The 26,185-nt window shown below is 51.7% G+C and carries 23 protein-coding genes and 3 pseudogenes; 12 read left to right on the forward strand and 14 right to left on the reverse strand.

The window, feature by feature from the left end; all coding sequences use genetic code 11:
* Window positions 1-1,042: 1,042 nt before the first annotated feature.
* Window positions 1,043-1,840, forward strand: a complete 798-nt coding sequence (locus tag JMJ04_RS45380; protein WP_201376939.1) for a pentapeptide repeat-containing protein — start codon at window positions 1,043-1,045, stop codon at window positions 1,838-1,840.
* Between the two features lie 58 nt (window positions 1,841-1,898).
* On the opposite strand, the gene JMJ04_RS45385 is transcribed toward JMJ04_RS45380, so the two are convergent.
* The 4 genes from JMJ04_RS45385 to JMJ04_RS45400 all read right to left on the reverse strand — a co-directional run bounded on the left by JMJ04_RS45385 (window position 1,899) and on the right by JMJ04_RS45400 (window position 5,165).
* A complete protein-coding gene (locus tag JMJ04_RS45385; RefSeq protein WP_201376940.1) occupies window positions 1,899-2,294 on the reverse strand; it encodes a hypothetical protein in 396 nt (131 codons plus the stop codon).
* Window positions 2,295-2,327: 33 nt separating this feature from the next.
* A complete protein-coding gene (locus JMJ04_RS45390; RefSeq protein ID WP_201376941.1) occupies window positions 2,328-3,098 on the reverse strand; it encodes an SDR family oxidoreductase in 771 nt (256 codons plus the stop codon).
* A 123-nt stretch (window positions 3,099-3,221) separates the two neighbouring features.
* Window positions 3,222-4,082: an NAD(P)H-binding protein gene (locus JMJ04_RS45395; protein ID WP_201376942.1), complete on the reverse strand. Its 861-nt coding sequence runs from the start codon at window positions 4,080-4,082 to the stop codon at window positions 3,222-3,224.
* A gap of 198 nt (window positions 4,083-4,280) precedes the next feature.
* Window positions 4,281-5,165, reverse strand: a complete 885-nt coding sequence (locus JMJ04_RS45400) for an alpha/beta hydrolase (protein WP_201376943.1) — start codon at window positions 5,163-5,165, stop codon at window positions 4,281-4,283.
* A gap of 180 nt (window positions 5,166-5,345) precedes the next feature.
* Between JMJ04_RS45400 and JMJ04_RS45405 the strand changes: the two genes are divergently transcribed.
* The 3 genes from JMJ04_RS45405 (at window position 5,346) to JMJ04_RS49410 (ending at window position 8,646) form a co-directional block, all read left to right on the forward strand.
* A complete protein-coding gene (locus JMJ04_RS45405) occupies window positions 5,346-6,281 on the forward strand; it encodes a LysR substrate-binding domain-containing protein (RefSeq protein ID WP_201376944.1) in 936 nt (311 codons plus the stop codon).
* Between the two features lie 941 nt (window positions 6,282-7,222).
* Window positions 7,223-7,807, forward strand: coding sequence for an RDD family protein (locus tag JMJ04_RS45410; RefSeq protein ID WP_201376945.1), 585 nt, complete (start codon window positions 7,223-7,225; stop codon window positions 7,805-7,807).
* Window positions 7,808-8,433: 626 nt separating this feature from the next.
* The gene (locus JMJ04_RS49410) at window positions 8,434-8,646 is read left to right on the forward strand and encodes a Tn3 family transposase (protein ID WP_420799606.1); all 213 of its coding nucleotides are present in this window, start codon (window positions 8,434-8,436) and stop codon (window positions 8,644-8,646) included.
* A 16-nt stretch (window positions 8,647-8,662) separates the two neighbouring features.
* Here the strand turns inward: JMJ04_RS49410 and JMJ04_RS45425 are convergent.
* Window positions 8,663-8,860: pseudogene (locus JMJ04_RS45425) on the reverse strand (IS3 family transposase); the annotation flags it as partial.
* 165 nt (window positions 8,861-9,025) lie between these two features.
* Window positions 9,026-9,337: a transposase gene (locus tag JMJ04_RS45430; RefSeq protein WP_201376947.1), complete on the reverse strand. Its 312-nt coding sequence runs from the start codon at window positions 9,335-9,337 to the stop codon at window positions 9,026-9,028.
* An 872-nt stretch (window positions 9,338-10,209) separates the two neighbouring features.
* Between JMJ04_RS45430 and JMJ04_RS45435 the strand changes: the two genes are divergently transcribed.
* The 3 genes from JMJ04_RS45435 to JMJ04_RS45445 are packed head-to-tail and all read left to right on the forward strand — an operon-like array spanning window position 10,210 to window position 13,321.
* Window positions 10,210-11,109 carry a class I SAM-dependent methyltransferase gene (locus JMJ04_RS45435; RefSeq protein ID WP_201376948.1) on the forward strand — a complete coding sequence of 300 codons (900 nt, stop codon included), beginning with the start codon at window positions 10,210-10,212 and terminating at the stop codon, window positions 11,107-11,109.
* A gap of 25 nt (window positions 11,110-11,134) precedes the next feature.
* The gene (locus JMJ04_RS45440) at window positions 11,135-12,259 is read left to right on the forward strand and encodes a threonine ammonia-lyase (RefSeq protein ID WP_236039185.1); all 1,125 of its coding nucleotides are present in this window, start codon (window positions 11,135-11,137) and stop codon (window positions 12,257-12,259) included.
* 21 nt (window positions 12,260-12,280) lie between these two features.
* Window positions 12,281-13,321, forward strand: a complete 1,041-nt coding sequence (locus JMJ04_RS45445) for an RNA-guided endonuclease InsQ/TnpB family protein (RefSeq protein ID WP_268887455.1) — start codon at window positions 12,281-12,283, stop codon at window positions 13,319-13,321.
* Between the two features lie 774 nt (window positions 13,322-14,095).
* Here the strand turns inward: JMJ04_RS45445 and JMJ04_RS45450 are convergent.
* The 6 genes and pseudogenes from JMJ04_RS45450 to JMJ04_RS49415 all read right to left on the reverse strand — a co-directional run.
* A complete protein-coding gene (locus JMJ04_RS45450) occupies window positions 14,096-15,292 on the reverse strand; it encodes an acyltransferase family protein (RefSeq protein ID WP_201376950.1) in 1,197 nt (398 codons plus the stop codon).
* 17 nt (window positions 15,293-15,309) lie between these two features.
* Window positions 15,310-15,960: a TetR/AcrR family transcriptional regulator gene (locus JMJ04_RS45455; RefSeq protein ID WP_201376951.1), complete on the reverse strand. Its 651-nt coding sequence runs from the start codon at window positions 15,958-15,960 to the stop codon at window positions 15,310-15,312.
* On the reverse strand, window positions 15,957-16,199 hold the full coding sequence (locus JMJ04_RS45460; protein ID WP_201376952.1) for a hypothetical protein: 243 nt from the start codon (window positions 16,197-16,199) through the stop codon (window positions 15,957-15,959). The genes JMJ04_RS45455 and JMJ04_RS45460 overlap by 4 nt, the downstream gene beginning before the upstream one ends.
* Window positions 16,200-16,494: 295 nt before the next feature.
* A complete protein-coding gene (locus tag JMJ04_RS45465) occupies window positions 16,495-17,529 on the reverse strand; it encodes an NmrA family NAD(P)-binding protein (protein WP_268887457.1) in 1,035 nt (344 codons plus the stop codon).
* Between the two features lie 110 nt (window positions 17,530-17,639).
* A complete protein-coding gene (locus JMJ04_RS45470; protein ID WP_201376954.1) occupies window positions 17,640-18,062 on the reverse strand; it encodes a DUF983 domain-containing protein in 423 nt (140 codons plus the stop codon).
* Between the two features lie 99 nt (window positions 18,063-18,161).
* A pseudogene (locus JMJ04_RS49415) lies at window positions 18,162-18,420 on the reverse strand (sulfurtransferase); the annotation flags it as partial.
* A gap of 590 nt (window positions 18,421-19,010) precedes the next feature.
* Here JMJ04_RS49415 and JMJ04_RS45475 point away from each other — a divergent pair.
* Window positions 19,011-19,661: a response regulator gene (locus JMJ04_RS45475; RefSeq protein WP_201376955.1), complete on the forward strand. Its 651-nt coding sequence runs from the start codon at window positions 19,011-19,013 to the stop codon at window positions 19,659-19,661.
* A gap of 99 nt (window positions 19,662-19,760) precedes the next feature.
* Window positions 19,761-21,866 carry a GAF domain-containing protein gene (locus JMJ04_RS45480; RefSeq protein WP_201376956.1) on the forward strand — a complete coding sequence of 702 codons (2,106 nt, stop codon included), beginning with the start codon at window positions 19,761-19,763 and terminating at the stop codon, window positions 21,864-21,866.
* 134 nt (window positions 21,867-22,000) lie between these two features.
* Here JMJ04_RS45480 and JMJ04_RS45485 read toward each other — a convergent pair whose 3' ends face one another.
* Window positions 22,001-23,281 (reverse strand): RNA-guided endonuclease TnpB family protein, encoded by a 1,281-nt coding sequence (locus tag JMJ04_RS45485; RefSeq protein ID WP_307811829.1) that lies wholly within the window; start codon window positions 23,279-23,281, stop codon window positions 22,001-22,003.
* A gap of 19 nt (window positions 23,282-23,300) precedes the next feature.
* On the opposite strand from JMJ04_RS45485, the gene JMJ04_RS45490 reads away from it, so the two are divergent.
* Both JMJ04_RS45490 and JMJ04_RS45495 read left to right on the forward strand, forming a co-directional pair.
* The gene (locus JMJ04_RS45490) at window positions 23,301-24,530 is read left to right on the forward strand and encodes an ISAs1 family transposase (protein ID WP_201369192.1); all 1,230 of its coding nucleotides are present in this window, start codon (window positions 23,301-23,303) and stop codon (window positions 24,528-24,530) included.
* A 435-nt stretch (window positions 24,531-24,965) separates the two neighbouring features.
* A complete protein-coding gene (locus tag JMJ04_RS45495; RefSeq protein ID WP_201376958.1) occupies window positions 24,966-25,481 on the forward strand; it encodes a 2'-5' RNA ligase family protein in 516 nt (171 codons plus the stop codon).
* A 66-nt stretch (window positions 25,482-25,547) separates the two neighbouring features.
* On the opposite strand, the gene JMJ04_RS49420 is transcribed toward JMJ04_RS45495, so the two are convergent.
* On the reverse strand, window positions 25,548-25,970 hold the full coding sequence (locus JMJ04_RS49420) for a helix-turn-helix domain-containing protein (protein WP_420799607.1): 423 nt from the start codon (window positions 25,968-25,970) through the stop codon (window positions 25,548-25,550).
* A 20-nt stretch (window positions 25,971-25,990) separates the two neighbouring features.
* On the opposite strand from JMJ04_RS49420, the pseudogene JMJ04_RS47835 reads away from it, so the two are divergent.
* Window positions 25,991-26,185: pseudogene (locus tag JMJ04_RS47835) on the forward strand (integrase); the annotation flags it as partial.

Here is a 26,185-nt window from a genome sequence, read left to right on the forward strand (position 1 = left end):
CCCTCTCTGGTAACTTCCCAAGAAGGCCATCTCAACATTTCTGCTTTAGTAGTTTTCCCCTTTCATAAATTGGATGGTGGATGTATTGCTAAGTATAACTAAGATAATTCTTATTGTCGAGACAAAATAAAACAAAGAAAAACACAAATACACTCCTTAAAACAAAAAGATCATAAAAAATCGCTCCCCCTTAATTTGACAAATAAAGCAATAGAAGAAAAAGAAGCGGGCACCTCATCATATTAATGATTATAGAGGAAATTGAGTACAGCGATACACTATGCCGCGAATCTCGACTGGCTGGTATCAACTACGAACCTGATGGTCTTGCCTACTAGCCCTTATGGGGGATAGCTCGTATACGAGGCACACGGTTCCAAGATGATGGTGAGGACTTCGAGGGCGACAATAGCTCCCGAACTGCTACCAAAGACAATCGCCGGTTGGTCCGAAAGATTCTCGATCAAACGCCGGACATCATTGGCATCGTTCTCAAGCTGGTGAACTGAGTTGGTAGGACAGTCGAGGGGCTGCTGGAAAAACCACGCCGGTCGTATAGGCGCTGCGACCTGTTATTGGTTAGCACGAGCTGGGAGGTGAGCCATGATCCGGCCTCCCTCGCTATGAAAGATCAGCAGACTTCTCTGCCGACCCGCGCGCAACGAACTCATTATCGGCTTTCCTGGCAAGAGAGGCTCGCCCGCAATGCGCGGGCTTCAACTGGAGGTTCAGTCAGGGATCAAGCTATTTGGGGCGCCTGAGCAGTTCACGACCTTCCTGGGTCTGCAGGCAGCCTAGCCAATCAGCCTCTCCACATTGTTCTCTGGGACAGGCTTCCTCTCCCAACGCTGCCTCATGATTTCTTTGCCTGGTCATCGAGAGTGCTATGCCCGCCAAACCCGCGATTCTCAATGCGCCCCGCAAAAACGAAAAGATATGGCGTCGGAAACTTGCCAAACATCAGTACGAGGTTCTGCCAGTTTGACTTGCTGCAAATGCGCCATTATACTCCGGGTAGAGAAAGCAACAAGGAGGGCCCTTCATGGCAAACCGGAAACTCGTTGTCTGGCTGAGACAAGGAGTAGCGGGGTGGAACCAATGGCGAGAGCAATATCCAGATGTGATGGTCGATCTGAGTGATGCTGATCTGAGCGGGACAGACCTGCGCGGAGCCAACCTGATCAGTGCCAGGCTGATGAGAGCAAATCTGAGCGAGGCCAACCTGAGTGGGGCAGACCTGCGCTGGGCCAAGCTGAATCAGGCCCGGCTGACCAGTGCCTCGCTAAGGGGGGCCATTCTGGAGTATGCCGATCTGAGTGACGCTGACCTAAGCGGCGCGGACTTGAGCAAGGCTAAGCTGTGTGATGCCAAATTGCGTCGGGCCAAGCTGAACCAGGCTCAGCTGACCAATGCCTCGCTGAACCGGGCCCGGCTGAACCTGTCCAGGTTGACCCGAGCCAACCTGGACGGAGCAGACCTGGGCGGAGCCGTCTTGAGCGGAGCCGTCTTGAGCGGAGCCCGGCTGACCAACGTCGTGCTGAACCGGGCCAAGCTGGACGATACCCAGCTTAACCAGGCGGACCTGAGCGGAGCTGACCTGAGCAACACTTACCTGAGCAATGCCAACCTGCGTGAAGCCAATCTGAGCGGGGCTAACCTCAACGACGCAAAGCTCACCCAAGCCCTCTTGCAGGGAACCAATCTGGAACAGGTCACAGTGAGTGGTGCGGACTTCCAGGAAGCCGACCTGCGCGGCATCCCCTGGCTGATCGTCATGAACCTTACCCTGCAATCGGGTGCAAACTTTTCCGGCATTCAATGGGATCTCTCAACCGACTAAAAAGAGTCTTCAGCAGCATTGAAATGGAGAGCTATCATTTCTGCTCTCTATTTGCCGCTCAGGCAGCTTCAGGAGAGAGAGTGTTCTTACTCATCACTGCCTTGCGGTGTATCAAGCGCTCACCAATGACGCCAATGAGCGCGAGCGCACCAAATCCCACAGCCAGATGGGTTGTCTCAACGAGCCAGTGCAGGTCGCCTATCAGAATCAACTGTTGTGTAACGCCCAACATAGGCATGAGGACTGCGTACACAATCCCTATTGCTCCCAGTCCTCTCAACCCACGAGTGAAGGTTGCTACAAGCGACAGGAGCAACAGAATGAGAGCAACAAGAAGTCCAAAAAGGATATGAATATTGGTGAAATTCGCGTGGGTATATGTACCCATTCCCAAAGCCGCAGTGATCACGGTTGCAATTGTGGCGATAATTCGCACAAGACGTGCTCTCTTCATAGAAGTTTCCTTCCCTTCATTGACGCGTCTATGTTAGACGGTAGGCATTAAACCACCATCGATAACAACGTTACTTCCAGTCATCCATGATGCTCGATCTGACACGAGGAACCCTACCAGCTCCGCAATGTCACGCGGCTGTCCAAAACGACCGAGCGGAATTCGATGCAGAGCAGCCTGACGTGCTGTGGCGATATCAATTCCCCTGGCCTGAGCAATATCATGTTGATCTCGATCAAGCCCAGGAGTCTCGACCATGCCCAGAGTGGCCATATTGACACGCACTCCTCTTGAGGCAACATCAAGCGCGAGGCCTTTGCTATAGGTCGTTAGCGCGGCCTTGGATGCTGCGTAGTGCAACATTGCAGGCATCGGCACGCGTGCCGTCCCCGAAGAAATGTGGATAATAGCACCTGAGCGACGCGCAAGCATGCCTGGCAGGAGCGCCTTGTCGAGTCGAACTGCCGAGAGCAGGTTGACGCTAAGCGCCTGCTCCCAGGCTGTATCTTCGATAGCCATTGACCCGGCGGCGTGGAACAGGTGCTGTGTTGCGGCAACATTGTTGACCAGAATATCGATGGCGCCAAGAGTAGCCAGGGCCTGTTCAGCCAGGCGTTGCGTCCCCTCGATCGTGCTGAGGTCGGCTTGCACAAACAAGACTCCAGGCGGGAGGATCTCTTTGGAGGAGCGGGCACATGTGAGCACAGTTGCACCCTCTTCCTGTAGATACTGCACAATTGCGGCCCCAATACCACTTGTTCCTCCCGTTACTACGGCCTGCTTCCCAATAAGCGTCTTTGTCATGATCGTTCCTTTTCATCTAAAAATGGTTATCTTTGGCTTCTTCACGAGCGCTTTGAAGCCCCCAGGGGCACAAAGTCTGAGGGTCCTGCTTATACAGGGATGAATACTTGGCTGACTGAAAGGTTAGTTCCGGAAGACGGTAGCGTGTTCTATTGCCCATTCCGCGAAGGTGAGAGCAGGGCGGCCCAGGATCTGCTCCACAGTGGGCGAAATGAGCATCTCCTGCTGGCTGCTGAGGCTAGACCAGAAGCCGATGACCCTCTCGGGGACATCCTCAGGCAGCCCCTGGGCGAGCATGGCCTGGCGAAACTGCTGGGGTGAGACCTCCTCCCAGCGCACCTCTTTCTCAATGGCTCGGCTAATCAGATCGACCTTGTCGCGTTGACTCAGCGATTGGGAACCAGTGAGCACATATGTGTGTCCTGCATGGGTAGGATCTACCAACGCTCGTGCGCTGACGGCAGCAATGTCACGCTCATGGATGGTCAAGGTGGCTGCGTCCCCGTAGACTCCACGCACTATGCCAGCCTGACGGACCTGCGGGACCCAGGCCAGGGCATTGGAGGCAAAGTCCGTACAGCGCAGGATGGTCCACGGCAAACCAGAGGCCTTGGCAGCATCCTCAACTGCTTTGAAGGCATCGACAAAGCGCTGATACCCTCCGCCATACTCCACCGTGGCAGCCGATAACACAACCACTCGCGGCTCCCCCTGTTCACTCGCAAGTCTGAGGAGTTCAGCGGTCGCGCTTCCAGCTGTGCTATCGCCCAGGGCGCGAGGACTAATGAGAATCGTCTTAACCTTCTTGAGGGCGGATGTCAGAGTGTGCGGACGAGAGGCATCTCCAAGAAAGACATCAGTACCATTGGGCAAGGCAGCGGTGCTGGGATGACGGGTAACCGCAATCACCTTCTCACCGCTCTCCAGTAATATGTTCACGACCTCGCGCCCGACGTTTCCTGTCGCGCCAGTAATCAGGATCATAGAAAACTCCTTTCATCGAAAGAAAAAAATCTCTATTGGTTGCATATAAACCATTTTTCTGCACGTTCTCTCAGGAGAGGCATGGTTATGAGAACCAATTACATGGCCATCATATCTAAAGAGGGATGAAATGTTCTTTTTGGGACAGCTTTTCAGCCTATTTTTGTCCATACTAGATCACTGACGCACTCCTCGCGATCATCCCAAAAGGTGCTGTACAAGAAATGCACACTGATCAGCCATAGTTTGTTCAAAAATTTCCCCTGCATAAAAATCGTAGTGGTCACAATCATATCGTCGTGCTTCACCGTATGGTGCAGTCTCGGCGACCTTGATAGCGGCTTGAGGCGAGTCAGAGGTGTCGCGGTTGCCCACACAGAGGAGTATGGGACATTGCACATGAGATGCATAGGTAACGGGTCGATAGAGCGGAAGGTGCAAAAGCGCCCGTGCGCTGATGTGATTCTCCCATCGGACGCCTTCAGGCACCAGATAGTGGTAATGTGTTTTCATTTCGCCTGAGACGAACATTGCCTGCTCGCCAGGTTCGCCCATAACTTTTACAAAGGAGGGCGGTTGCCTCAACCAACCCTGAAGCTGATCCCTGAGAGCCATTCCCAGCAGCGGCAGTGTCTCCAAAGGCTTTGCAGAGGCAAGGTTCGTGAAGCCGTCAGTAAAGGGATTTTGGGATACCACGGCGGCCACGCCATGATCACGAGCTGCCGCGACAATCACATGACCGCCACCGAGCGAGATCCCCCATAACGCAATGCGCTGTGCATCAAGTTCCTGATGAGCACGTGTATACGCAATAGCAGCAGCCCAATCTGCAAGCTGATCTGTAATCTTCACCAGGCCCCGTGGCTCTCCTTCGCTTGCTCCAAAGTACCGGTAATCGAAGACGAGGGCCGCCAATCCGGCCTCAACAAAACGCGTGGCATAGGCATCAAGACGCAGTTCGCGAGTCGCACCCAGACCATGCGCAAGAATGACACAAGGGAAAGGGGCTGATCCTGATGGCAGGTAGAGCCAGGCGGCACACCGTTTTCCTTGCGACGTAAATGTGATATCAAGACGCTTCATGCAGGTCTCCTTTGAGAGGAACTGAGAAGAGAATCGCTTCCTCTTGCTGAAGTACACCATACAAGATATACTCTCTCTTGCCAACACTTATTTCTTGCTTATTCACACTAAAACCATACATAATGGCAAAAACGAAAGCGTCACCATTTGTGGTTTTCCCAGGAGGAGATACTCTTAGATATGGAACTGCGTCACCTACGCTATTTTGTCGCCGTCGCCGAAGAGTTGCACTTTGCTCGTGCAGCTGAGCGCTTACATATGACACAACAACCTCTGAGCTTTCAAATCAAACAACTCGAAGAAGAACTGGGGGTAACGCTTTTTCGGCGCACAACACGCCGAGTCGAATTGACTGAGGCGGGGCGAGTCTTACTTCCAGAGGTGTACTCCGCGCTTGCGCATCTACAGATGGGGGTTGAAACAGCCAGGCGTGCAGAGCGAGGAGAAACAGGATCGCTCGTGATTGGTTATGTAAGTATAGCCCTCTATAACCTGATCCCGCCGGCCGTGCGCCTCTTTCGTGAGCGCTTCCCCGATGTGCAAATCACGCTCCGTGAGTTGTGTTCGCCTGATCTCGAAGAGCAACTTTTAGAGGGGGCTTTCGATGTTGGTCTTGTTGTGCGGGGAATGCACGTTCCTGAGCTAGCCAATGAGACAGTCTTGCACGAACAGGCGATAGTCGCCATGCCGAAAAATCATCCCCTCGGAAAGCAAGCACACATTCCGTTGCGTACCCTTGCCTCGGAACCTTTTGTGATGTATGAGCGCAGCCAACGGTCATTGATCCACGACCAGGTCATAGCGATGTGTCTGCAAGCTGGTTTTAGTCCCACCATTATCCAGGAAGCGGCATCCGAGCAGGCGGTCATTGGATTAGTTGCTGCTGGCGTGGGAATCGCATTGGTTCCGACCTGTCTGAGCGGTTTACGCACTGATGAAGTGAGCTATCGGCCACTTATTGACCCAAGAACTTCGGTCGAGTATGCTGTTACTTGGAAACGGGAGCATCCCTCGCCTTTCATCGAGAACTTCCTAAACATTGTCAGAGAAGTCTCCCAACGTATTGAGGCGCAACAAAAGGCGCTTCTCACTTCTTCTAAGTACAGCCAATCATAAATTCGTTCCGGCATTATCCGCCGAGAAGCTTGTCAGAAAACAAGCGTCCGAGTTCGAAGCGGGCTCGTTTATTGACTTCGGGGAACAAATGCAGCGCTGCTTCTTGAAGGAAGAGATAACATTCTGCCACCCATACCGCCAGCCCAGAGCCATGGTCCACCCATACCTGACGCGGCATCAAATCGCTCAACCGTGACGGCATTCGGTCCACCATGCGTTTCCAGAATCGTAGGAAACGGTCCCTCGCCTTCCGAAACACAGAGCCACCCCTGAATCTCCCGGCCATCGGTGGACGAGAACGTAAACGATCGCCAGGGCTGACCTTCTGGAACAGTATCCAAAGATGAAACGAGAGAAACGATATCTCATCTTACCACCACCGCAATAGAGATGTCAGGCGAGTCATGTACCCGCGTTTGTGCCAACTTTTTCTTCTTCCTTTATGCTAGGAACTTCAACAATAAGCCAAAGAGGTATAGTTGCAAGAAACAACCATACCTCTTTGAGTGAATAATTGCTATCGTTAGTGACAACAAAAGTCATATATGTTTTGGCATTCAAGTGCGCCAGCATAAGCAGCCACAGCAGGATCATCATCGTACCATAATCGAAAGTCGCTGAGCCCTTTCCCCAGTCTTGTAGGTGTCAGTTTTTGTACATTTGCGGTCAGTGGCTCTGTTGCTGGTGTGTTTTCTCTGCGAAGATACTTCTGTTTCCCTCCTTGTTGTGACATCGGTGAAAAAACACTTAAATACCAATTGTGCTACCACATTGGGAGTTTATTTGCAAAGTAAGCCAACAACACGCACAGTGAGAGACCGACGCATGTGGTACACTATACCGTCACTCGTGGGTGAGTAGACCCAAAGGAAGGTTTGGCAACCTGTCTTTAAATAAAGACACGACCAAGATTGAAGCGAAAAGAATAGGAGACTCTCTATATGACGTTTGCAAGCATGTGGCGGCGCTGTAGTGCGTTTTTGCTTGATTATCTCATTATTTCGGCCTATCTCATTCTTCTGGTCATTGTGGGCATTAGGCTAGGGTTGGGACCTCTTAAAACTATATTTCAAGCCATGTTCGCTGACCCAAATGTCAGCGAAGTTAGCGCGTTTCTCCTGCTGGTGTTGCCTGTCCTTCTCTATTTCGCGTTATCCGAACATTCGTCCTGGCAGGCAACCTGGGGAAAACGCAAGATGGGCTTGCGTGTGACCAATGCATCTGGTATTCGATTGAGCTTGCCTCGCTCGCTTGTACGCTCGTTGCTCAAACTGGTCCCCTGGGAATTGACGCATGCCTGTCTCTGGCGCATCCCAGGCTGGCCTGTCGCTCCTACTACCCCTTCTCTCATTGTTACCACTGGGCTGGTGCTCGTCTGGGTCTTGGTGGGTGCCAACCTCGTAAGTATGCTTGTGGGGAAAAAGCACCGGACTCTCTACGATTGGATCGTCGGCACCTATGTTGTTGTTGTGCCACGTCATGACCGTCTCTTCGCCTCAGAAAAAAGACAGGTTGAGATGCGGTGAAGAAAGTTAGAGAGCCAATGCTACCATGAGCTGGGCAAGAGGACCCTGCCTTGAGGCTATCTTTTCTACACATGTAACTGAGATTTTAGAAAAGAAAGAAGAATGTGCCAGATCTCCTGGATCCAGAACGCTGGATCTAAAAGACCTTCGGGACGGCACAACTCAAGGATATTCGACGAACAGGACGAGCCGTCAAAGCAACTCGCCGCGCGGCCGAGAATGCTTCGGCCTCCCTGCCAGCCCATATGCAGACCTAGCCAACTCCCACGATCATCCCCTCAAGAAAGCTCTCAGCGCGTTGGCGTCGTTTGTGGCAGCGTTTCATTGCTGGACTCTGCCTTACACAAAAAACTTGCCGCCCCCCCCTGGCCGGCGCGATCTGGAGTGACGATTGCTCCTTTTCGCCCGATCATGACGCAAATGTGGGAAGAGAAACGATCGTTTTCTCTTCCCAGTTTCGTACAAGGATTTATGCCAGAAAAATCCACTTCCTCTCTAGACAGAGACAGACCAGAAGAGTATAGTGATAGTGAATGGAACACTCGTTCCATTCGCTAAAGAAATGATGTGGTGGTCCCTGATTCAGCATAGCTAAGGAATTCTCACGCGAGAATATCCTTTTCCTTGTGATCAGCGAGGCATTGCAGAAGTTGAATCAAGAAGGCGCAGAGCTCGGCGAACAAGGGGTCGCGGCTCTCTCTCCCTATGTTCGTCAGCATATTAATCGTTTTGGCCGCTATCAACCTGCATGCTCTGATCGAGCTCCCACGCCAACACATACCGAGAATACCAATCCAAAATTGCGACAAGATAGAGTCAGCCTTGCCGCAACCGAATAGACGTAATGTCTAACCCTCAGATATGGTTGGAGTAGCTCGCGGTAATATTGGTAAGTAAGTACGGATAGATTGCCGCCTGATGAGCGCGTTTGGAGAGATTAGGACCAGGATAGACTGCGACCAACCCCATCTCATGCATATGCCGGATGACCGCTTTGCGATTGACCTGCATCCCTTCTCGCTTGAGTTCCTCAGCGATTCGGCGCGATCCGTAGTAGGGATGTCTGTGTAAATTCGATCAATCCGATGCTTAAGCGCGACCTCTTCGGCTGAAGGCGGAACCGGCTGGTAGTACAGACTACTTCGATTGAGTCCCAATAATTGAGCCTGCACGCTTAAGGAAAGGTCCGCCTTGGTCCAGTCCCTCAACCCGACCCGCTCATCGCGAGTTAAGCAGGTGACCACATTTTTTTTGATCCAGGCCAGTTGCGTACTCAACGTGCCCAATCTCGGCGTACAATTCCTCTCGTTCTTTTTCCCAGGCCATTTCTTTGGCTGCCTGATCTGTTGCTACCTGGTCATTGAAGGCCCCTGGCAGAGCGGCGAATGCTTGATCCCGCCATCGGGAAATCACATTAGCATGCGTTCCATACTCCGTAGCAATTCGTGAGAGTGTTTTCTCCTCTCGCAGAATCTCCCTCACTACCTTCATTTTAAATTCAGTTGTATATGTTTTTCTGATGACCGACATGCTTCCTCCTTCCACCTTCAGCCACCTCAACATTTTGTCTTAATTATGGGATCCATTATAGCTCCCTTTATCCTGAGAAGGGCAGAGATAGGTCATTTTTCTTTAATAACAGTTCGACTTCTATGGCGATAAGGCTACCATCGCTATATGTCACCACTCCATCAGGAATAGGGCCAAGCTTCCCCTTTCTTCTTCGGTGCCAGCTCTGTTAACCAGCTCCGCTCAGACTTTTGAATAAATAAAGAGTAGATCGAAAAGTTGTCACAAAATGGACCGTTCAACTTACATATGTATGAAGATCACCAGTTGTGATCTTGAAGAAACAGTTTCACATGATGAGAAAGGAAAAACGCATGAGCAATCTATTGAACTGGATCCCTTTCTAAGGACCATAGAGAGATAAGCAGGCTACGTCTCATATATGCGGGGTAGCTACATCTGTCTCAGATAAGCAGAGAAGATTTTTAGAGCACTAATAAAGCCTACAATAGTAGGCCCCCTGTGTTTTCGTAGATCTTTCAAACAGATAAGGGCCTCTAGAAAAACTATACAAGCGGCACATAGATTGAGCCAATGGAAAGAATACAAAGTTAATCGATCTTGAGCAGGTGATCATTGATGATTATGCTAGGCTTCAGCGGAATGCCTTACCCCGATAATTGGGGGCTGGCAGCACCATCTACGGCCGATCTCGCCAATGGGAAGCCCAAGGCATGCTTGATCGCCTCTGCCAAGCTGGCCTACAAATCTACGACGAGTACGATACTTTCCTGCGTTTGGTCTGTGCTCTCTTTTGTTTTCGTCATTGTGAACAGCTTTCAGTTACCCGGGTAAGCTCTAAGGATTGAGATTAGGAATATAAAAGGGAAAGCATGGAAGATTGTACATCAGAAGGCATAGACCCATTAAGCATGGACACATGGGACGCATTTGATTCCATTGAGTACGTCGAGCGCAACTACGGTGGAATGATACTCCCCGAAGATGAAGAAATTATCAGGACGGTCATCACTGGCTTAGAGTTGCTCGGTGTATCACCGACCAGCCTTGAACGGGTGGCAGACATTGGTTCTGGGCCTAACTTCTACCCCGCGATGCTCCTGGCATCCCTACTCAAACCCGATAACAAGATGGATCTGATCGAGTACGCGCAACCCAACATAGACTTTATGCGCGTCCTACTCAGTGAAGGTGATCACATCTACAAAAATATAAACAAAGTAGGGATAGAGCAGTCAATAGATACACATTACCCTTGGGGCAAGTTTGATGCATTGATTGCTGATATAGGCGGAAAAAACTTCCAAGATACATTTAACAGAGCAAGGATAGCTTCCCGCAGCATTAAAGGTAATATTCATGAATTGCCGAAATTCTGGTACGACCTTGTCAGTTCATACTTTGTCGCCGAATCGATCACTACTGACGAAACCGAGTGTGTACAAGCTATATCATCCGTCGTGCAAGCCGTAAGGCCTGGCGGCTGGTTCATATTTGCCGTTATGGTAGGATCAAAAGGTTATCCCGCAGGAGAAAATACGCACTTCCCTGCCGCCAACCTGTCCGTGGAAGACTTTCGGCGCATCTTTACTAGTATATCTGGTATCGAATACGAGTTAATCCCAACAAGCGTTTCCAATGAGAAACTTCGTGAAGGGTACCACGGCATGGCTGTCATTCTAGGTACACGCATCAATAGCCAGAACCCACACCCAGCACAATCCGAGGAATCAATGCACCAGATCCACCATCCGGTGCACCCATCAATTTAAAAACGATGAGGTTCAATCTGAATATATGGGAACAACAAATCAAGTTCATTGTTTGGCAGATACCAAGAGGTCTGTCTCTCCCAACAAACTTCTCAATGCATTGCAGGATACACAACCATCAACGGATCGCAGTCTCGCCCCCCCTACTATATATGATATCTGGCAGGCGTATACACATATCTCTGCGGAAAGAGAGTTGTTTAGCAGCCATACAAAGTTAATAAAAGGCTCTCCTCTGCTGCACAAACTCAGTAACGGAGTGGAAATATTTCTCGCACTCGAAAATAAACAGCCCACTCATTCATTCAAAATACGAGGCGTTTTTGCCGAACTCATGGCTCTTCCCCCAGAGACACTCAACAAAGGCGTTTTCACAGCATCTTCGGGCAATCATGGGACAGCGGTTGCCTACCTCGCAAAAAAGCTAGGCATTCCCTGTGAGGTCGTGGTGCCAACTGCCGTATCAGACATCAAAGCCAGCATGATAGAAGCGCACGGTGGGATTATCATTCGGCATGGATTAACCTACGATGATGCCTACCGCCATGCTAAACAGTTAGCAAAGGAACGCCACTCGACATTTATTGATGTTTCCAGCCGGCTTGCAGTCGCAGGTCAGGGGACACTCGCGCTGGACATATTGACACAGGCTCCCGACGTTGATGCTATCCTTCTGCCGGTCGGTGGGGGCGCACTGCTCGCCGGTGTGGCTATTGCGGCAAAAGAATTTGCTAAGATAAGACAGCGGGAGATCCTAGTCATCGGCGCAGAGCCGGATGGGGCTGCATGTTGCTACGAGTCACTTAAGGCTGGCAAGTTGGTTACCCTGGACTGTTGTGAGACTATAGCTGATGGACTCAGGGTCCAGACTCCCGATGCGCATCTCTTTCCCATCTTACAAAACCAAGTCGATGAGATCGTGAAAGTCCCGGAGAAGAGTATCAGGTGGGGGATGGGGCTGCTAGCTGGCATCTGTGATAGCCTTCTTGAGGGGGCTGCCGTTTTGGGTCCCATGGCCCTCTTGAGCGGTAAAGGGGTATTGAAAGGTGCCAGAGGTAAGGAGATAGATCTGCGCGGCAAAAAGGTTGTCACCCCTCTGACTGGTGGCAACGTCGATCCGTCGACCATGGAAACGTTGATTGTAGATTGACATCGTCCCCAGGCCCTGAGCGTGACCCAGTTCATCCGCAACAAGTGCCTGCGCCTCTGGATGGAGACTCGTGGCATCAACCGCAACGATCTGCAATGCTTTTGCTCCCAGCTTGCCCAAGCCTACGACTTTGCCCAACTCCTCAATTCTCAGGCCCGACAAGCTGCTGCTGATCGCGCCTGGGTCGCAATCTCCCGCTTCTATGACAACTGCCGCACCCAGAAACCCGGCAAGAAAGGCTATCCCCAATTTCAGCATGATTGCCGCAGTGTGGAGTACAAACAGACGGGCTGGCGCCTTGAGCCAGATGGCAGACATCTCACCTTCACTGATGGCTGTGGCATCGGGCGGCTCCGGCTGGTGGGCACACGCGACATGGAAACCTTCCCGCTCAAGCAGATCAAGCGGGTTCGTCTCATCTGGCGTGCCGATGGCTACTATGCTCAAGTTGCCATACAAGCTGAACGGCACATTGAGCATGTCCCAACAGGCAAGCAGACCGGCATTGATCTCGGACTCAAAGCGTTCTTGACCGATGCCCAGGGCAATACCATCGCTCACCCGCGCCATCTGAGAAAGGCCGAGCGTAAGCTCAAGCGGTTGCACCGCCGCCTTTCTCGCACCCAGAAGCAATCTCAGAACCGCAAAAAGGCAAGAAAGAAGCTTGCCAAAGGCTACCTCAAGGTCCAGAGGCAGCGTGAAGATTTCGCCAGAAAGACGGCGAACGCGCTCATCACATCTCACGATCTGATTGCCTATGAACACTTGAGAATCGCCAATCTGGTGAAGAACCGCAAGCTAGCAACGTCGATCAGCGATGCCGCCTGGGGCCGCTTCATTGGGTGGCTCACCTCCTATGGAGTCTTGCATCGCATCCCTGTGATCGCCGTCGAGCCAGCCTTCACGAGCCAGGAGTGTAGCGCCTGTGGGGCACGGGTCAAGAAGTCGCTCAGTGTGAGGACCCACATCTGTCCTTCCTGTGGCCTGGTGCTTGACCGCGACCACAATGCGGCTCTCGTGCGCCGCTTCGGTACATATCAAATTTCTCCCAGAGGGAGATGAGGTTGAGAGTAAGAACCTCAAGGGCGCCCAACTTACCTGGCGTGGAAACACAAAGGGAAAATTAGCATGTCGGGAACGCGGTTAAACAGGAAGGTATGTACTGTGATGCACCGCAAGTCCTGTACGCATGGTGAAACCTGAATTGGCTGAACCCTAGTCTCCAGTGGTCTAAGCGTTGGCTCATCGCAACATACCTGTGGCGATGTCATCGGAATACGCACTTATTGATGGCGAGTGCGGAAGACTCTCTCCGATGAACGACCAGCAATGAGCTGGTTCAAGGAAACGAACGGGGCACCTACACGTACTCAACGTTTGATATGCGCAAATGCGGGATCGTCTACGGGTGCGAGCCTATGACGACGGAGCTTTCATAGTACTCAAATGATCAAGGTAATGCTTGATACAAGGGGAAGGGAAGCAGGGAGTATTGTCGTGAACGGAGCGGTGCGCGAGATGCGCAACGCCTACCTCCACGAAGCGACAAGAAACTGGAGAGCCGGGTGCATCGAAAGGGTGCAAGCCCAGGTTCGGAGAGGGACGGACAGAAAAGGTCTGGAAACAGAACCTCGCTGGCCGTCTACTCTACAACATTTTAGCCAAGGCCTATCGTACTGTCGGGCAGACAGGAATGGGTGAGGCGCAAGCCACACCGAACGCTTCTGGACAGACCGCCTCTACTCGCTCTGGTCGCAAGGCCAGATCGGGCAAGCGGGCTGGATGAAAGAAGAATCCCCCTTGCTTTAGCAGGGGGAGTGTCAAATTCTAGCACTTTTATAATATTTTGTGCAGCAAGGGAATTTCACGAAGAACGTAACCAACTAAGAAGCACGATGGTACAGCGATGAGAACCACCAGCGCAAATTTGAGCAAGGGATACAACGCGATAGTGCGAGCAGCATACGCCAGTGGAACAATGATCAGAGGATGGATCAGGTAGACAGTGTAAGCACTGGCCGATAGCGCCTTTCCCACCCTTCCCTGGGCATTCAAATGCTTGCGAAACAGCACTAACAGCCCTATGCACAACCCCACACAGACAACCGATTCCCACAGCGCATAGAGCAATGCCTGCCAATGCCATCCCCCCTCGAAGAGGTCTGCGTGGCCCACTGCTCCCAGCGCAATGATCATGATGGGAAACGAGAGCATCGCTCCAATGGCTATCCTCAGCCAGACTCTTCCCAATGCATCGGAAAGGCGCAGGAACCAGTTGCGACGATAGGCCAAGAGGCCGATGACAAACAGGCTGATATATTGCGCAAATTCAGCCAATTGGAAGCCGAATATCACGTAGGAATTGAGTGGCCACCAGAAACGCACCACAAAGGTAACGACCGTCAAGGCCAGAACAAACAGGAGAATACCCCGAAAGGTCGGCGGATGGCTCTCGGTCCTGAGCTGGCTTTCCCGCTGCCTGGTGAACCAGCGCCCCAGAACATACAGCACAGCGAAATAGAGCAGTGCTAAGATAAACCAGGAAGGCCCATCACCAATCATCTTCCCCTTGAGCAGGAAGGCACTGTAAAAACTCCAATAGGATTGGTGTATGCCACCGGCCATATAGATGATAAGAGGATCAAGCACCAGATCATAGATCAACAACGGAATGCCCAAACGTAAGAATCTCTCCCACAGAAAGGTGCGCCCGCCTTTGCGATCGTAAGATCCAGGGATAAAGTACCCAGAGAGCAAAAAGAAGAAACCCATGAAAAACGCTTGATCGATTGCAATCAGGATACTCAGGACGACTGTTGCCAGCATATCCTTGTTCGGATCTTGATAATACCACGCCCCAAGAGCACCATAGGTGATCGCCAGATGATGCACAATGACTAGGGCAGTAAGCGACACGCGCAGGTTGTCAACGAAGAAGACGCGCGTCCCCTTGGGTGCTTGAAACTCCGTACTAAGGGCCTGAGATGCCACATTCTCACCGTGAGAAGTCGTTCGTTCAACGTGTGATGACATGTTTGATCCTTTTTTACTCAAAGAGCTGAGGGAGCGAAGAATGGTTTCTGTGGTTCCTCAAACAAGGAGGCAGGGAAGCCATGCTTCATGACGTGCAACACGCGATCTGCCATGAGGTCTGGACCTGGCTCGTCCTGTTCATCCCACCAGCAGTGGAAGGCCCGGTCCATCAGGCCTTCAAGCAGTGCAGCGAGTAAGGGAATCTCCTCTTCAGAGAAAGGAGAAAGGTCGGCAGCCTGCTCAAGGAAACGCGTGAACGTCTCCATAAGTATTCCTGGCCCACTAGATCGTGCCGCTACTCCTTCTCCCGTCCTCTCAATACGGATAATATCGCGTTGCGCGTAAACCTGATGAAAAATGGCACGAACGACCACAGGCAGGGAAGGATTATCCTCGTGTGCTATCTCCTCCCCCACCTGCCGGCGTATGGCTTCGAGTCCTTCTGCCAGAACGGTATTGAAGATCGCCTCTTTATCGCGGAAGTGCAGGTAAAAGGTCCCGACGCCAACCGCAGCAGCTTCGGTAATTTCGGTGATAGTGGCGTCATGATATCCACGGGCTGCAAACACCTTACGGGCTGCAACAAGCAGGCTGTCGCGGGTGCGTGCACGCCTTCTCGCCCCTCTGGGCTGCTTTACTTGCTGATGGCTTTCGCTTTTCTGATTCATAGACACTCCATTTCTGAAAATGAATTCATTTTCAGAAATGGAGTGTACCACACCAACTGATACCCGTCAAGAGGAGAATGAACGTGTTCAATCCTTGAACTCAAATTGAGAGGTAGGAAGAAGGTTGGATTCCCATGCAGGAAGACAATCGGATCGCCGCTCCGGAGCTCTGCGTAGGCCATTTGTAGTCCAAGCACCTCTTGAAACTTTTTAGGATAAGGAAAGGTTGCGTTAATCATAAGAGTTCTCGCTCCTTTCTGCGAACTACTCGTCTCCTGGATGACCGGTAGTAGTGTCGACGGATCTGATAGAAGTTTCTGGACAGCGGGATTCACTTGGTTGAATGCCCCGATTGTACCAGCACTAGCTCACTTTCTCCGCACAATCGAATCCTCCAGTTTAAATCTCACAACCGGCGCAAAAAACGCTCGCTCTCAACAGAACCCCAGTGGGCGAAGCGTGAAATGAACTGGGGAGTGGTTGGCAAGTAACACGAGCAAAAAGGAAGAGCCGTTTATGGCTGATGAAGATTAGCTACTTTGCCTTTGGTTCGTGGCTTTGACGCCATTCAGGTGAGTCCGCGCTCAAGGCCACATGCGATCTCTCGGAAAATTCATCGAGCGCCAGGTAGGGAGCCGTTTGGGGTACCGGACGGAGCAGCGAGATGAGCATTCCGAGCATCAGCCTGAACTGGATGGCGAAGCTCCGCCTAGCTCCCGGGGTGGTGGCCACATAGCGTCTCGCGATGGTCTCAAAATCCTCCGCCTCTCTCCCCGTAATGCGGCGAACCACATCCGTCGGCGCATTGACCGCAAACGCATTCTTCTGGTAATCGATCACGTATTGCGAATACGCGGCAAGGTTGTACAGAGACAAGCGGCCTCTCATCATCTTCAACAGCATCTGCATCTGGGCATGGCGGTACGTGACCTTTCGCCCAAGGACCTTTCCGAGAATGGCCGCGATGTCTTGCGGAGACAGCAGCTGTGGACCCATGGGGCGATACGTCTTTCCGGTGTGTCCTTCTGGCCTTGCGAGAATCTCCGCCACCACACGGGCGATATCTTCGTTGGAAGGGGGCGCGTTCTTGCCTGAGCCATAGGGCAAAGACAAGAGCCCAAATTGCGCGGCAAATGGTAAGACTTGCATCTCATTGTCCGCGAAAAATCCGACGTTGATGAAGGTCACGGCGGTTCCCGGTAGCAACGCAAACAACCGGTCCGCCAGCCAGCTCTCGCGCGTGTGGATGGAGGAGTGCGTGGGATGGGACAGCCACTGGCTCATGGCGACCACACTGTCTAGCTGCTGCTCCGCCGCGACCACCGTAAAGATGGCGGCCGCTTTGAGATATCCTGCTTCGTTGGGAACACAGAAGTAGGCACGCCTGGCTCCTGCCATCGCGGTTCTCATATCGGTGGGATCGGTGAGCGAGCCGACGACGATATCCGCGCCTTTGGCTTTAAGGCGTTCGCTGCGCTGATCGGCGCGATGCACAAAAGCGGTGACGGGAAAGCCTTCGTCCAGCAATTGCAACACAACGGGCATGCCCGTTCGTCCAGCAGCGGCCAGAACAAGCTACGCCTGAGAAGGAGAAGGCACATCAGGATCGGTCTCAGCCTGGAATGTCTTTTTTCTGATGACTTTCCTCAAGCCTTCTCCATTATAAGTGACGATGAGCCTCAAATTTGGGATGACTTACTTTTGCCTAATATCTCAAAGATGCGCGTTCGTGTCTCCAGATGCTCACGTGAAACTGGGTGGAAGAAGTGATCTATCGACATCCAGAAGCTCCGGCTATGATGGAAGAAGAGGAATGGGAGCAAGACCGTCATAGGAATGCCAATGCCCCAGATCCAGAACAGGGATACGGACCGCATAGCCGAGAGGGGCACAGTAAAGGCCACAACAATAAACTCGCTCAGTACAAGATTGATCGCCATAGAACTGGTAAAGTAGCCCTCTTCACCACGCTCATAGGGGAACGCACAGTAAGGGCACTGATCATACATTTTGAAAGGTCGACGGAACAGCCTGCCCTTACCGCAGATAGGACAGCGCAGGATAAAACCACGCCACAGCAATTGCCACAACTTGATATGCATAATACAACCTCATCCATACCCATCGCTTCAAAACACTGAAGCGTCTAAGTCCGTTCTCTATACAATAGCAACAGCACACCAGAGTCACTCCCCCCTCTAAAGGGCGAACCAGGTATGTGCCGAGCGCTCACCAATACGGCAATAGGTAATAACCTCATCCGTAAGACTCGATGCCTTTGCTTTCGTAGATCTCACGGAGCTCATCAGCAGACTTAAAGGTTCCATCAATATTGGCTGCGGTTGACCAGGGAACATTTAATGCTCCAGGAATATGCCCCCCACGTTGAACACCTTTCTACGGATAATAAACCAGATGTATTAATTCACCGCTTTGCTCCCGTGGAGAGCAGGCATCAATTCGGAGCAATCGCTTTCTTTAAAGCAAATGCACCAATACCTATATTGTAATCTGAGAGTATGGCTGTCATCATCGGGCAAAGGGCCCTTTTTTATTCCGTAATCAGGCGGAGTTTCCTTCTCCGTCTTTTGGCGGAGAAGCTTTTTGTTACTCTAAACTTGATGATTTTGAAGCAGGCACATATCTCGTTTTCCTGAACAGGACAGTATGCTACAATGACAGCCAGATGTTCCTGTTTCTGTCAGGCCCCCGCCCTTCAGGCTTTACACATACACACAAGTTTGAAAATTTGTGGAAGTTCCGCGTAACCATGTAAAAAACACCGGAAGAAATGCGCAATGATGTGCTTCAACCCTGGCGAGACAAACGGCTTCTTCCGAGACAAGCAAGCCACCTCTCGTATGGAAAAACGAGGCATATGCAGAGCAACGCTTCCACGTTTTTCGTCTAGGTCCAATAGTTGTGCGTACGCGTAAACCCTCCAGGCATGGGTATCCAGAGGCAGAGGATATGATGATTTACTTCTTTATAATATGGTTTCGTCGCATGGAGATTGGTGGAAGAGTTCCTTGTCACAAGGCGGTAAAGACATGACGATTCGTATCCTGATCGTGGATGACCATAGCGTAGTTCGCCAGGGACTACGTATGTTTCTGGCTTTGGACCCTGAACTAGAGGTAGTAGGGGAAGGGGCGAATGGAGAGGACGCACTACAACTCGCGCGACAACTGCAACCAGATGTGGTAATCATGGATCTGATCATGCCTGGAATGGATGGGGTGAAGGCAACAGAGATACTACGGCGAGAACTTCCCACAATCGAAGTGCTGGCTCTGACCAGTGTCCTGGAAGATGCATTGGTAGTGGAAGTGATACGAGCTGGGGCTATTGGTTATCTGCTGAAAGACACCCAGGCTGATGAGCTCTGTCGAGCAATCAAGGCAGCGGTGGAAGGACAGGTGCAGCTTTCTCCCCAGGCCGCGACACGATTGATGCGTGAAATTCGAGCACCAGAGCCCCACAAAGCACTGACCGAGCGCGAATCTGAGGTATTACAATTGCTGGCGCAAGGGCTCTCAAATAAAGAGATTGCTCGCCAGCTTTCTCTGGGAGAGAAGACCATTAAGACGCATGTAAGTAATATTCTAGGGAAACTCGGAGTACAGAGCCGGACACAGGCGGCCCTCGAAGCGGTACACCTTGGGTTGCTGCATTCCACCTCTTTGAGTCAGAAGAGATGATTGCACAGCAGTACCCGCTTCGATCACGGCAAGGTAGATCGTATGGGCAAGAGCAATGTTCTCATCGCATCTTCCAAAGCGAAAAGGGAAATAAACAAGATGGAGCCAGAATCGTCACAACAGTACATGTGCCAGCAGCAACAAGGAATGTCATCTCAACGCACGCAAGATCTCCACATGTATGAGGAGCGCTTCACTCTCGCTATGCAGACCTCCACTGATGGATGGTGGGAACGCGACCTACGAACGAACATCGCCTATTTTTCTCCTCGTTGGAAGCAAATCTTTGGTTATACCCAGGATGAGCCTCTTAACTGCTTTGAAACCTGGATTGAGCGCGTCCATCCAGATGATAGGGGATGTCTCGAGATGATCTTGCAGCAGCAAATGAATGGTCAGATAGAGACGTATGAGGCCGACCATCGTGTGCGACATCGAGACGGTACCTATCGCTGGATACGAGCACGTGGAAGTGCACAACGCGATACTGAAGGAACCATCTCTCGTATTGCAGGGTGGCACACAGATATCACGGAACGAAAACTGGAGGAACAAACGCAGGCACGCCATGCGCAACACGCCTTCTTCCGTGCTGACGTCAGCATGGCTCTGGCCAAGCGGGCAACGTTGCAAGCTATCTTGCAACACTGTGCAGAGGCAATAGTGTTGCACTTATATGCAGCTTTTGCTCGTATCTGGACGCTGAAGCAGGAGTCATCTGTCCTGGTATTACAAGCAAGTGCAGGTGAATACACCTCTATCACTGGCTCGCGCGCTTGTATTCCTCTGGGAGTTGATAAAATCGGTCAAATTGCCCAGGAGCGTCAAGCATACCTCACAAACGATGCGCTTAACGATCCCCGTATCATCGATAAGGAATGGGTCAGGCGTGAACGCATGGTCGCCTTTGCGGGCTATCCTTTGCTGGTGGAAGATCAGGTTGTCGGAGTCATGGCGATGTTTGCTCATGAACCACTGACAGAGGATACACTTGATGCACTGGCAACCGTCGCGCAAGCAATTGCCCAGGGGATTGGAAGAAAGTGGGCGGAGGAACAGCTGGAAGAGCGTGTGAAGGAGCGAACCAACGAACTCGCATTATTACTTGATGTGTCCCACAACATCGCATCGAAACTTGAATTGAGGCCGTTGCTTGATATCATTCTTACGCAACTCAAGACGGTCGTAGCCTATAGCGAAGTCATCCTGTATACCTTCCGAGATGAACAACTGTCAATTTTGCATTCCCAGGGACCATTGCTACCAGAACAGATGAAGCACCTGCTTCTCCTGATTGAACAAGACATAACACGTGTTATCCAGGGTTATCACCACGATCCTTTCATTATTGACGATATCTACCAGGATACTCGTCTCTCTCCCTTCTCCATGTATACCCATAACGAGAGGAACATTGTCCATCTCCGGTCCTGGATGGGTGTTCCATTAATGGTCAAAGATCGCATTATTGGCCTCTTCGTCCTCTCCCACAATCAACCGCAGTACTATACGCAACACCATGTCAGTGTTGTCCAGGCGCTTGCTAATCAGGCGGCAGTGGCATTAGAGAATGCACATCTCTACGGGCAGGCACGAGATCTCGCAGTGCTTCAAGAGAGGCAGCGTCTTGCCCGTGAGTTACACGACTCAGTATCTCAGGCACTCTACGGCATTGTCTTAGGCACACGTACCGCCCGTACACTGTTAGAGCGTAATCCCAACCAACTGGCTGAACCATTAGACTACATCCTTTCGCTGGCAGAAGATGCTCTGACGGAGATGCGGGCCTTGATCTTCGAGTTACGTCCAGCCTCTCTGGAGACAGAAGGGTTAGTGAATGCTCTCATGAAGCAAGCTCAGGTAGTGCAAAGACGCGAGGGGCTCATGGTCAACATGGAAGCAGGGGAAGAACCCTCCTTGCCATTCAAAGTGAAAGAAACACTCTACCGTGTTGCGCAGGAGGCCATCCATAATAGTGTGAAACATGCCCATGCGAAGAAAATCACAGTGCGACTGTATGAGAATACGACCAGGAGTTTCCTCGAAGTGATCGACGACGGCGTGGGTTTCAATCCCAACCAGTCTTTTCCTCACCACCTGGGATTAATGTCAATGCATGAACGTCTCACCCTTGTGGGAGGAGCATTGGAGATCACCAGTGTGCCAGGAATGGGAACACATATTCACGCCATTATTCCTCGGTGACACTCCACGTCCCGTAGAACGGGACGGGCTTCTAAGCCCGTTCAGAGGGGGGGCCTGTCTCCGGAGAGACCGTCTCCGCGAGACGTGGTTGAGCCTGAGTCTTGCTTAGACAACGTTGGGGCGTGTCTGCCCGACTACTCCTTGACCTGGACGGGCCAGGACGGAGATACGTGAAGGAACGAGGAAACCTCACTTGGGTCCCAAAGGCAAGCCGATGCATATTGATCGAACCCACCAGGTCCCGATGCCCCGAGAACTGGCAGGCGCGACAAGCCCAATTTCTGCCTTTGGGCTTGTGTGTGCCCACATGCAGGACACTGGCTCGAGGTTCCTCGTTCCGAGCCAGTGAAGCTCATGATGTGGACGGCTTTGGCTTTGTGCGTGAGATAGTCTCTGTCTTTGCCATATTCCCACAAGGCCATGCGCTGGTTGTGGTGTCTGCCACTCTTCTTGTCACGCACCCCATGAGGATTGCCAATGAAGAGGGTTCCAACCTGGTGTTGCACACAGAAGTCGATCACCTTGCGAGTGGCTTTGTGCCGCAGGTCTCGAATGCGCCGCTCTGCTCGTCGACACTGCTTGTTCTTCGCACGTTGCGGCCTCTTCCAACGACGAGAAGACTTCTGGCATCGAGATTGCTTCTTGGCAATCTTGCCCAGTTGTTGCTGGCGTTGTCGTTTGAGCGAACGGATGCCGCGCCCAGTGACGATCAAGGCTTCGCTGGTCGTGGTGGTGACAGCTGCAAGGTGGATCTCGCCCAGGTCGACGGTGGCTGCAACCGTGCCGGGAGCTTCTGCTGCCTGTGATCTTTCGACGCACACATGCAACGCAAAACCATGGTTCCAGACCAGGCTGCACGCGCCGCTGTGTTTGGGCAACGCAATGGGCAAGACCAGGGATGGGCGTCCTTTGCCCATGGGCAGGACCACACGCCCATGTTCTTTGCTCACTGCTTGAGCAGGCCACTTGACGGGGTAAAAACGTTTGATCCGCCAGGGATACTTCATCTTCATCTGGGGATGGGTGTGACGAAGCTGGCGTGTGGTCTGGACGTTGGCAAGGAAGGCGGCAACCACCATCTGCACCGATTGGCTGTGCAGCGCAAAACGCCCTTTGGTGGCTTTCTGCAACGCGTCTCGTCCTGGCCAGGGCAGATGGGCCAGACGGGCAGATTTACGTGTTTCCATACAGCAATCCCACACCTGTGCGGCTTCCATCTGAGCAGCTTTAAGGCATTGGAATTGTTTGCGCGACAGGTGATTCAATTGGTAAATTTTCACCATTTGCATGCAGAGCATGATACCAGAAAAGAGCAGGATGTACAAGTGGGGAGAATCGGATATCAGGGCTTTCCAATTCTCAAAAGGGTGATGAAAAAGAAGAGTTTTCCTTGTAGAATACGAAAACCAAATCATCTCTCAAGGAAAACTCTGCATGGACTATACCACATTGACGCTTTCAACACGAGCGAAACATCCCCCAGAAATGGTTCCCGCAGCTTCGCTGTACCACACCTTGCAAGCCCTCTCAGACAAGAGACGCAAACAAGGAAAACGCTACGAATTGGCTCTGGTCCTTTCTCTGATTGTGCTCGCCAAGCTCGCAGGGCAACAGACACTCAGTGGAGCCACCGATTGGATTCGTCATCATGGCGTGCCTTTGGCACAGCGCTTTGGACTTCGTCGCCAGCAAATGCCATGCCAGATGACCTATTGCAATGTCCTGGCGATGGTAGACAGCAAGCATCTCGACGAGCTTCTTTCGGCATTTTTCATCCGTTGGGAAGCTCAGGCTCGATGTGGGGAGCAATCCAGTCGCCTCCTCATTCCAAGCCTACAGACCAATCACGCTCATGTCGCTGTTGATGGCAAAGCTCTACGGGCGACGAGCAACGAGGTCCATCCGGTTCACCAACTCAGTTGCTATGAAATGGCGACTGGCATCGTGCTTTGGCATTGCAATGTGCAGGAGAAGGAAAATGAGATCAGTGCCCTCAAGCCCTTGTTGGCGCCATCATGGGTCAGTGGACGCATTTTGACCCTCGACGCTCTGCATACGCAACGCGACCTCTGTGCGCAGATCCATCGCTTGAGAGGAGACTATCTCCTCATTGCCAAGGACAATCAGCCCACCCTCCAAGAGGATATTGCTGATTTGTTTGAGGACGCTTTCCCTGATCGGCGGCGCTGGAAGCAGGCAGAGACCTGGGACAAAGGACATGGACGATTGGAACATCGCCAGCTTCTCTCTAGCCCTGATCTCAACGATTGGTTTCGCAAGGACTGGGAAGGCATCGAGCAAGTCTTTCGCCTCGAACGAACGACGCGCATCCTGAAAACGGGAAAGCTTCGCCACGAAGTGGTCTATGGGCTCAGCAGTCTCTCGATGAGCAAGGCTCCTCCCCAACGCATGCTCCAACTCGCCAGAGACCACTGGGCCATCGAAAATCGGCTGCATCATCGGCGAGATGTCACTTTGGGGGAAGATCGCTGTCAAACCCGTACAGGATCCGTTCCCAGTTTGCTTGCTCAGCTCAATAGCGCCGTATTGAGTCTGATGGATCGCCTTGGCGTTCGCAATGTTGCTCGCCAGATGCGCTACTTGAACGCCCATGTTGATCAGGCTCTTGATCTTATCCTCCTTGGTCAATGTTCTGTTTATTAGAATTGGAAAGCCCTGAATCGGATATACCTACTCTTCAGTTGTCCCTCAGAACGATCAGGGGCTCCAGAGAAGCGTGTCAGGGGACGTGAGAACAACCTGGGTGGAGTCGGCCCCCACCCAGCCCGAAAGGGACGGCGCTTTCATCCCGTCCCATGAATGGAGACGGGACTTCCCGCGCCGGGTGTTAAAGCACTCACTGTCCAGAAGGATTGCGCTCCATTTAATGGAGTTTCTGATCTCGCAGGGGTTTCAGTAGCGCTGCCCCCAGACGGCCCACCAACAGGAATTTCTAGACGCGCTAGACGCGATTCGCTTAGACTTGCCAGAGGCCTCGCATCGTTATGTCTGGCTTACAGAGGACGCGCATGGGCAAAAAAAGAAGGGCATAACCCTTTACCCACAGTTTCTCAAGCAGTAGCGAAAGGAAGTAGCAAGATGTCACTGCGAAAGTATTCATTGTGGCTTATGCCAGCTGGAGCAACAGCGCAAAAATTTTCGCGACTTATTTCACAACTAGCACAACGCCACTCTTCCCCGACGTTTCTCCCACATGTCACCTTGATTGGAAGTATAGAGGCACAAGAGGAAGAGATCCTTACGAAAGCACAAGAACTAGCGTCATCGCTTCATCCTTATCCTCTTCAATTGACAAATGTCGACTATAATGACCTTTACTACAGGGCACTATTTGTGCGCGTAGAAGCTTCGGCAGAGGTACTGAGCGCCTATCAACAGGCAAGAAGACTCTTTCCAAGCGCAAAAAAAACCGATTATGTGCCCCATCTCAGTCTCCTCTATGGAGATTTTTCTGTTGAGACAAAAAAAGAAATCATACAGAAGATAGGGGATCACTTTACGGATGCATTTGAGGCTACCATTCTCTATCTCTATCTCACTGAAGGCGCTGTGAGTGATTGGCAAAAAATCAGTGCATTTCCTCTCCAAGAATAATGATAGCTTTTTCCTTCACTCTACCTCCATAACATCATGTAGTATCTCAGCCTCAGACCTTGCAATTTACAGAATGTTGGAGGGAGAAATCAAATAAGGAGTGTAAGGATCGAGCAGGCTCTTGGTTCGTAAAGCAGTGGCGCGCTCAGGAAAAGCCCCTGCAGACACAAAATTGCGCACTGTACTGCGGCTCATTCGCAATTGATCAGCAATGCCAAGGATACTCATTCCTTGCTTGTAAAGGGTCACCATTTCTTCATATCGCGCCTGACGCCTCAGGCGAGCAACCTTTGAAGCGGCAATTTCTGTTTGGCTTCGTCGGCGCTTGTATCGGCCCGGAGATGGAGGTGCAGATGAGGGACGCTTTATTCTCTTTTTCCAAGAGAAAGGCCGCTTTTTGAGAAAGTGGAGAAAAACGTGTAACCGCAGCCTCCGCTCACCCGTATTATAGCAGAACATACGTTCCCATACGTAAGAACCGCAGCGCATAAGAAGGGATAGCAGGGTGGATGTTGAGTCCCTCCATCCATCCTGCTATGCTGGCGCTACACGTGCAACAGATGGAGCCTGGCTCTCTGTCTGCACTTCACGAGAAGACAACACATGTCTTGTGTCGACTGGTACATGGTTCCCATCTTCTATGGCAAGCAAGCACCAGCACAAAACAGGGCACAAAAGAGATCACGGAGCACCTCTTCACCGTC

It is taken from the genome of Ktedonobacter robiniae (genome assembly GCF_016587375.1).
GTDB classification, from domain to species: Bacteria; Chloroflexota; Ktedonobacteria; order Ktedonobacterales; family Ktedonobacteraceae; genus Ktedonobacter; species Ktedonobacter robiniae.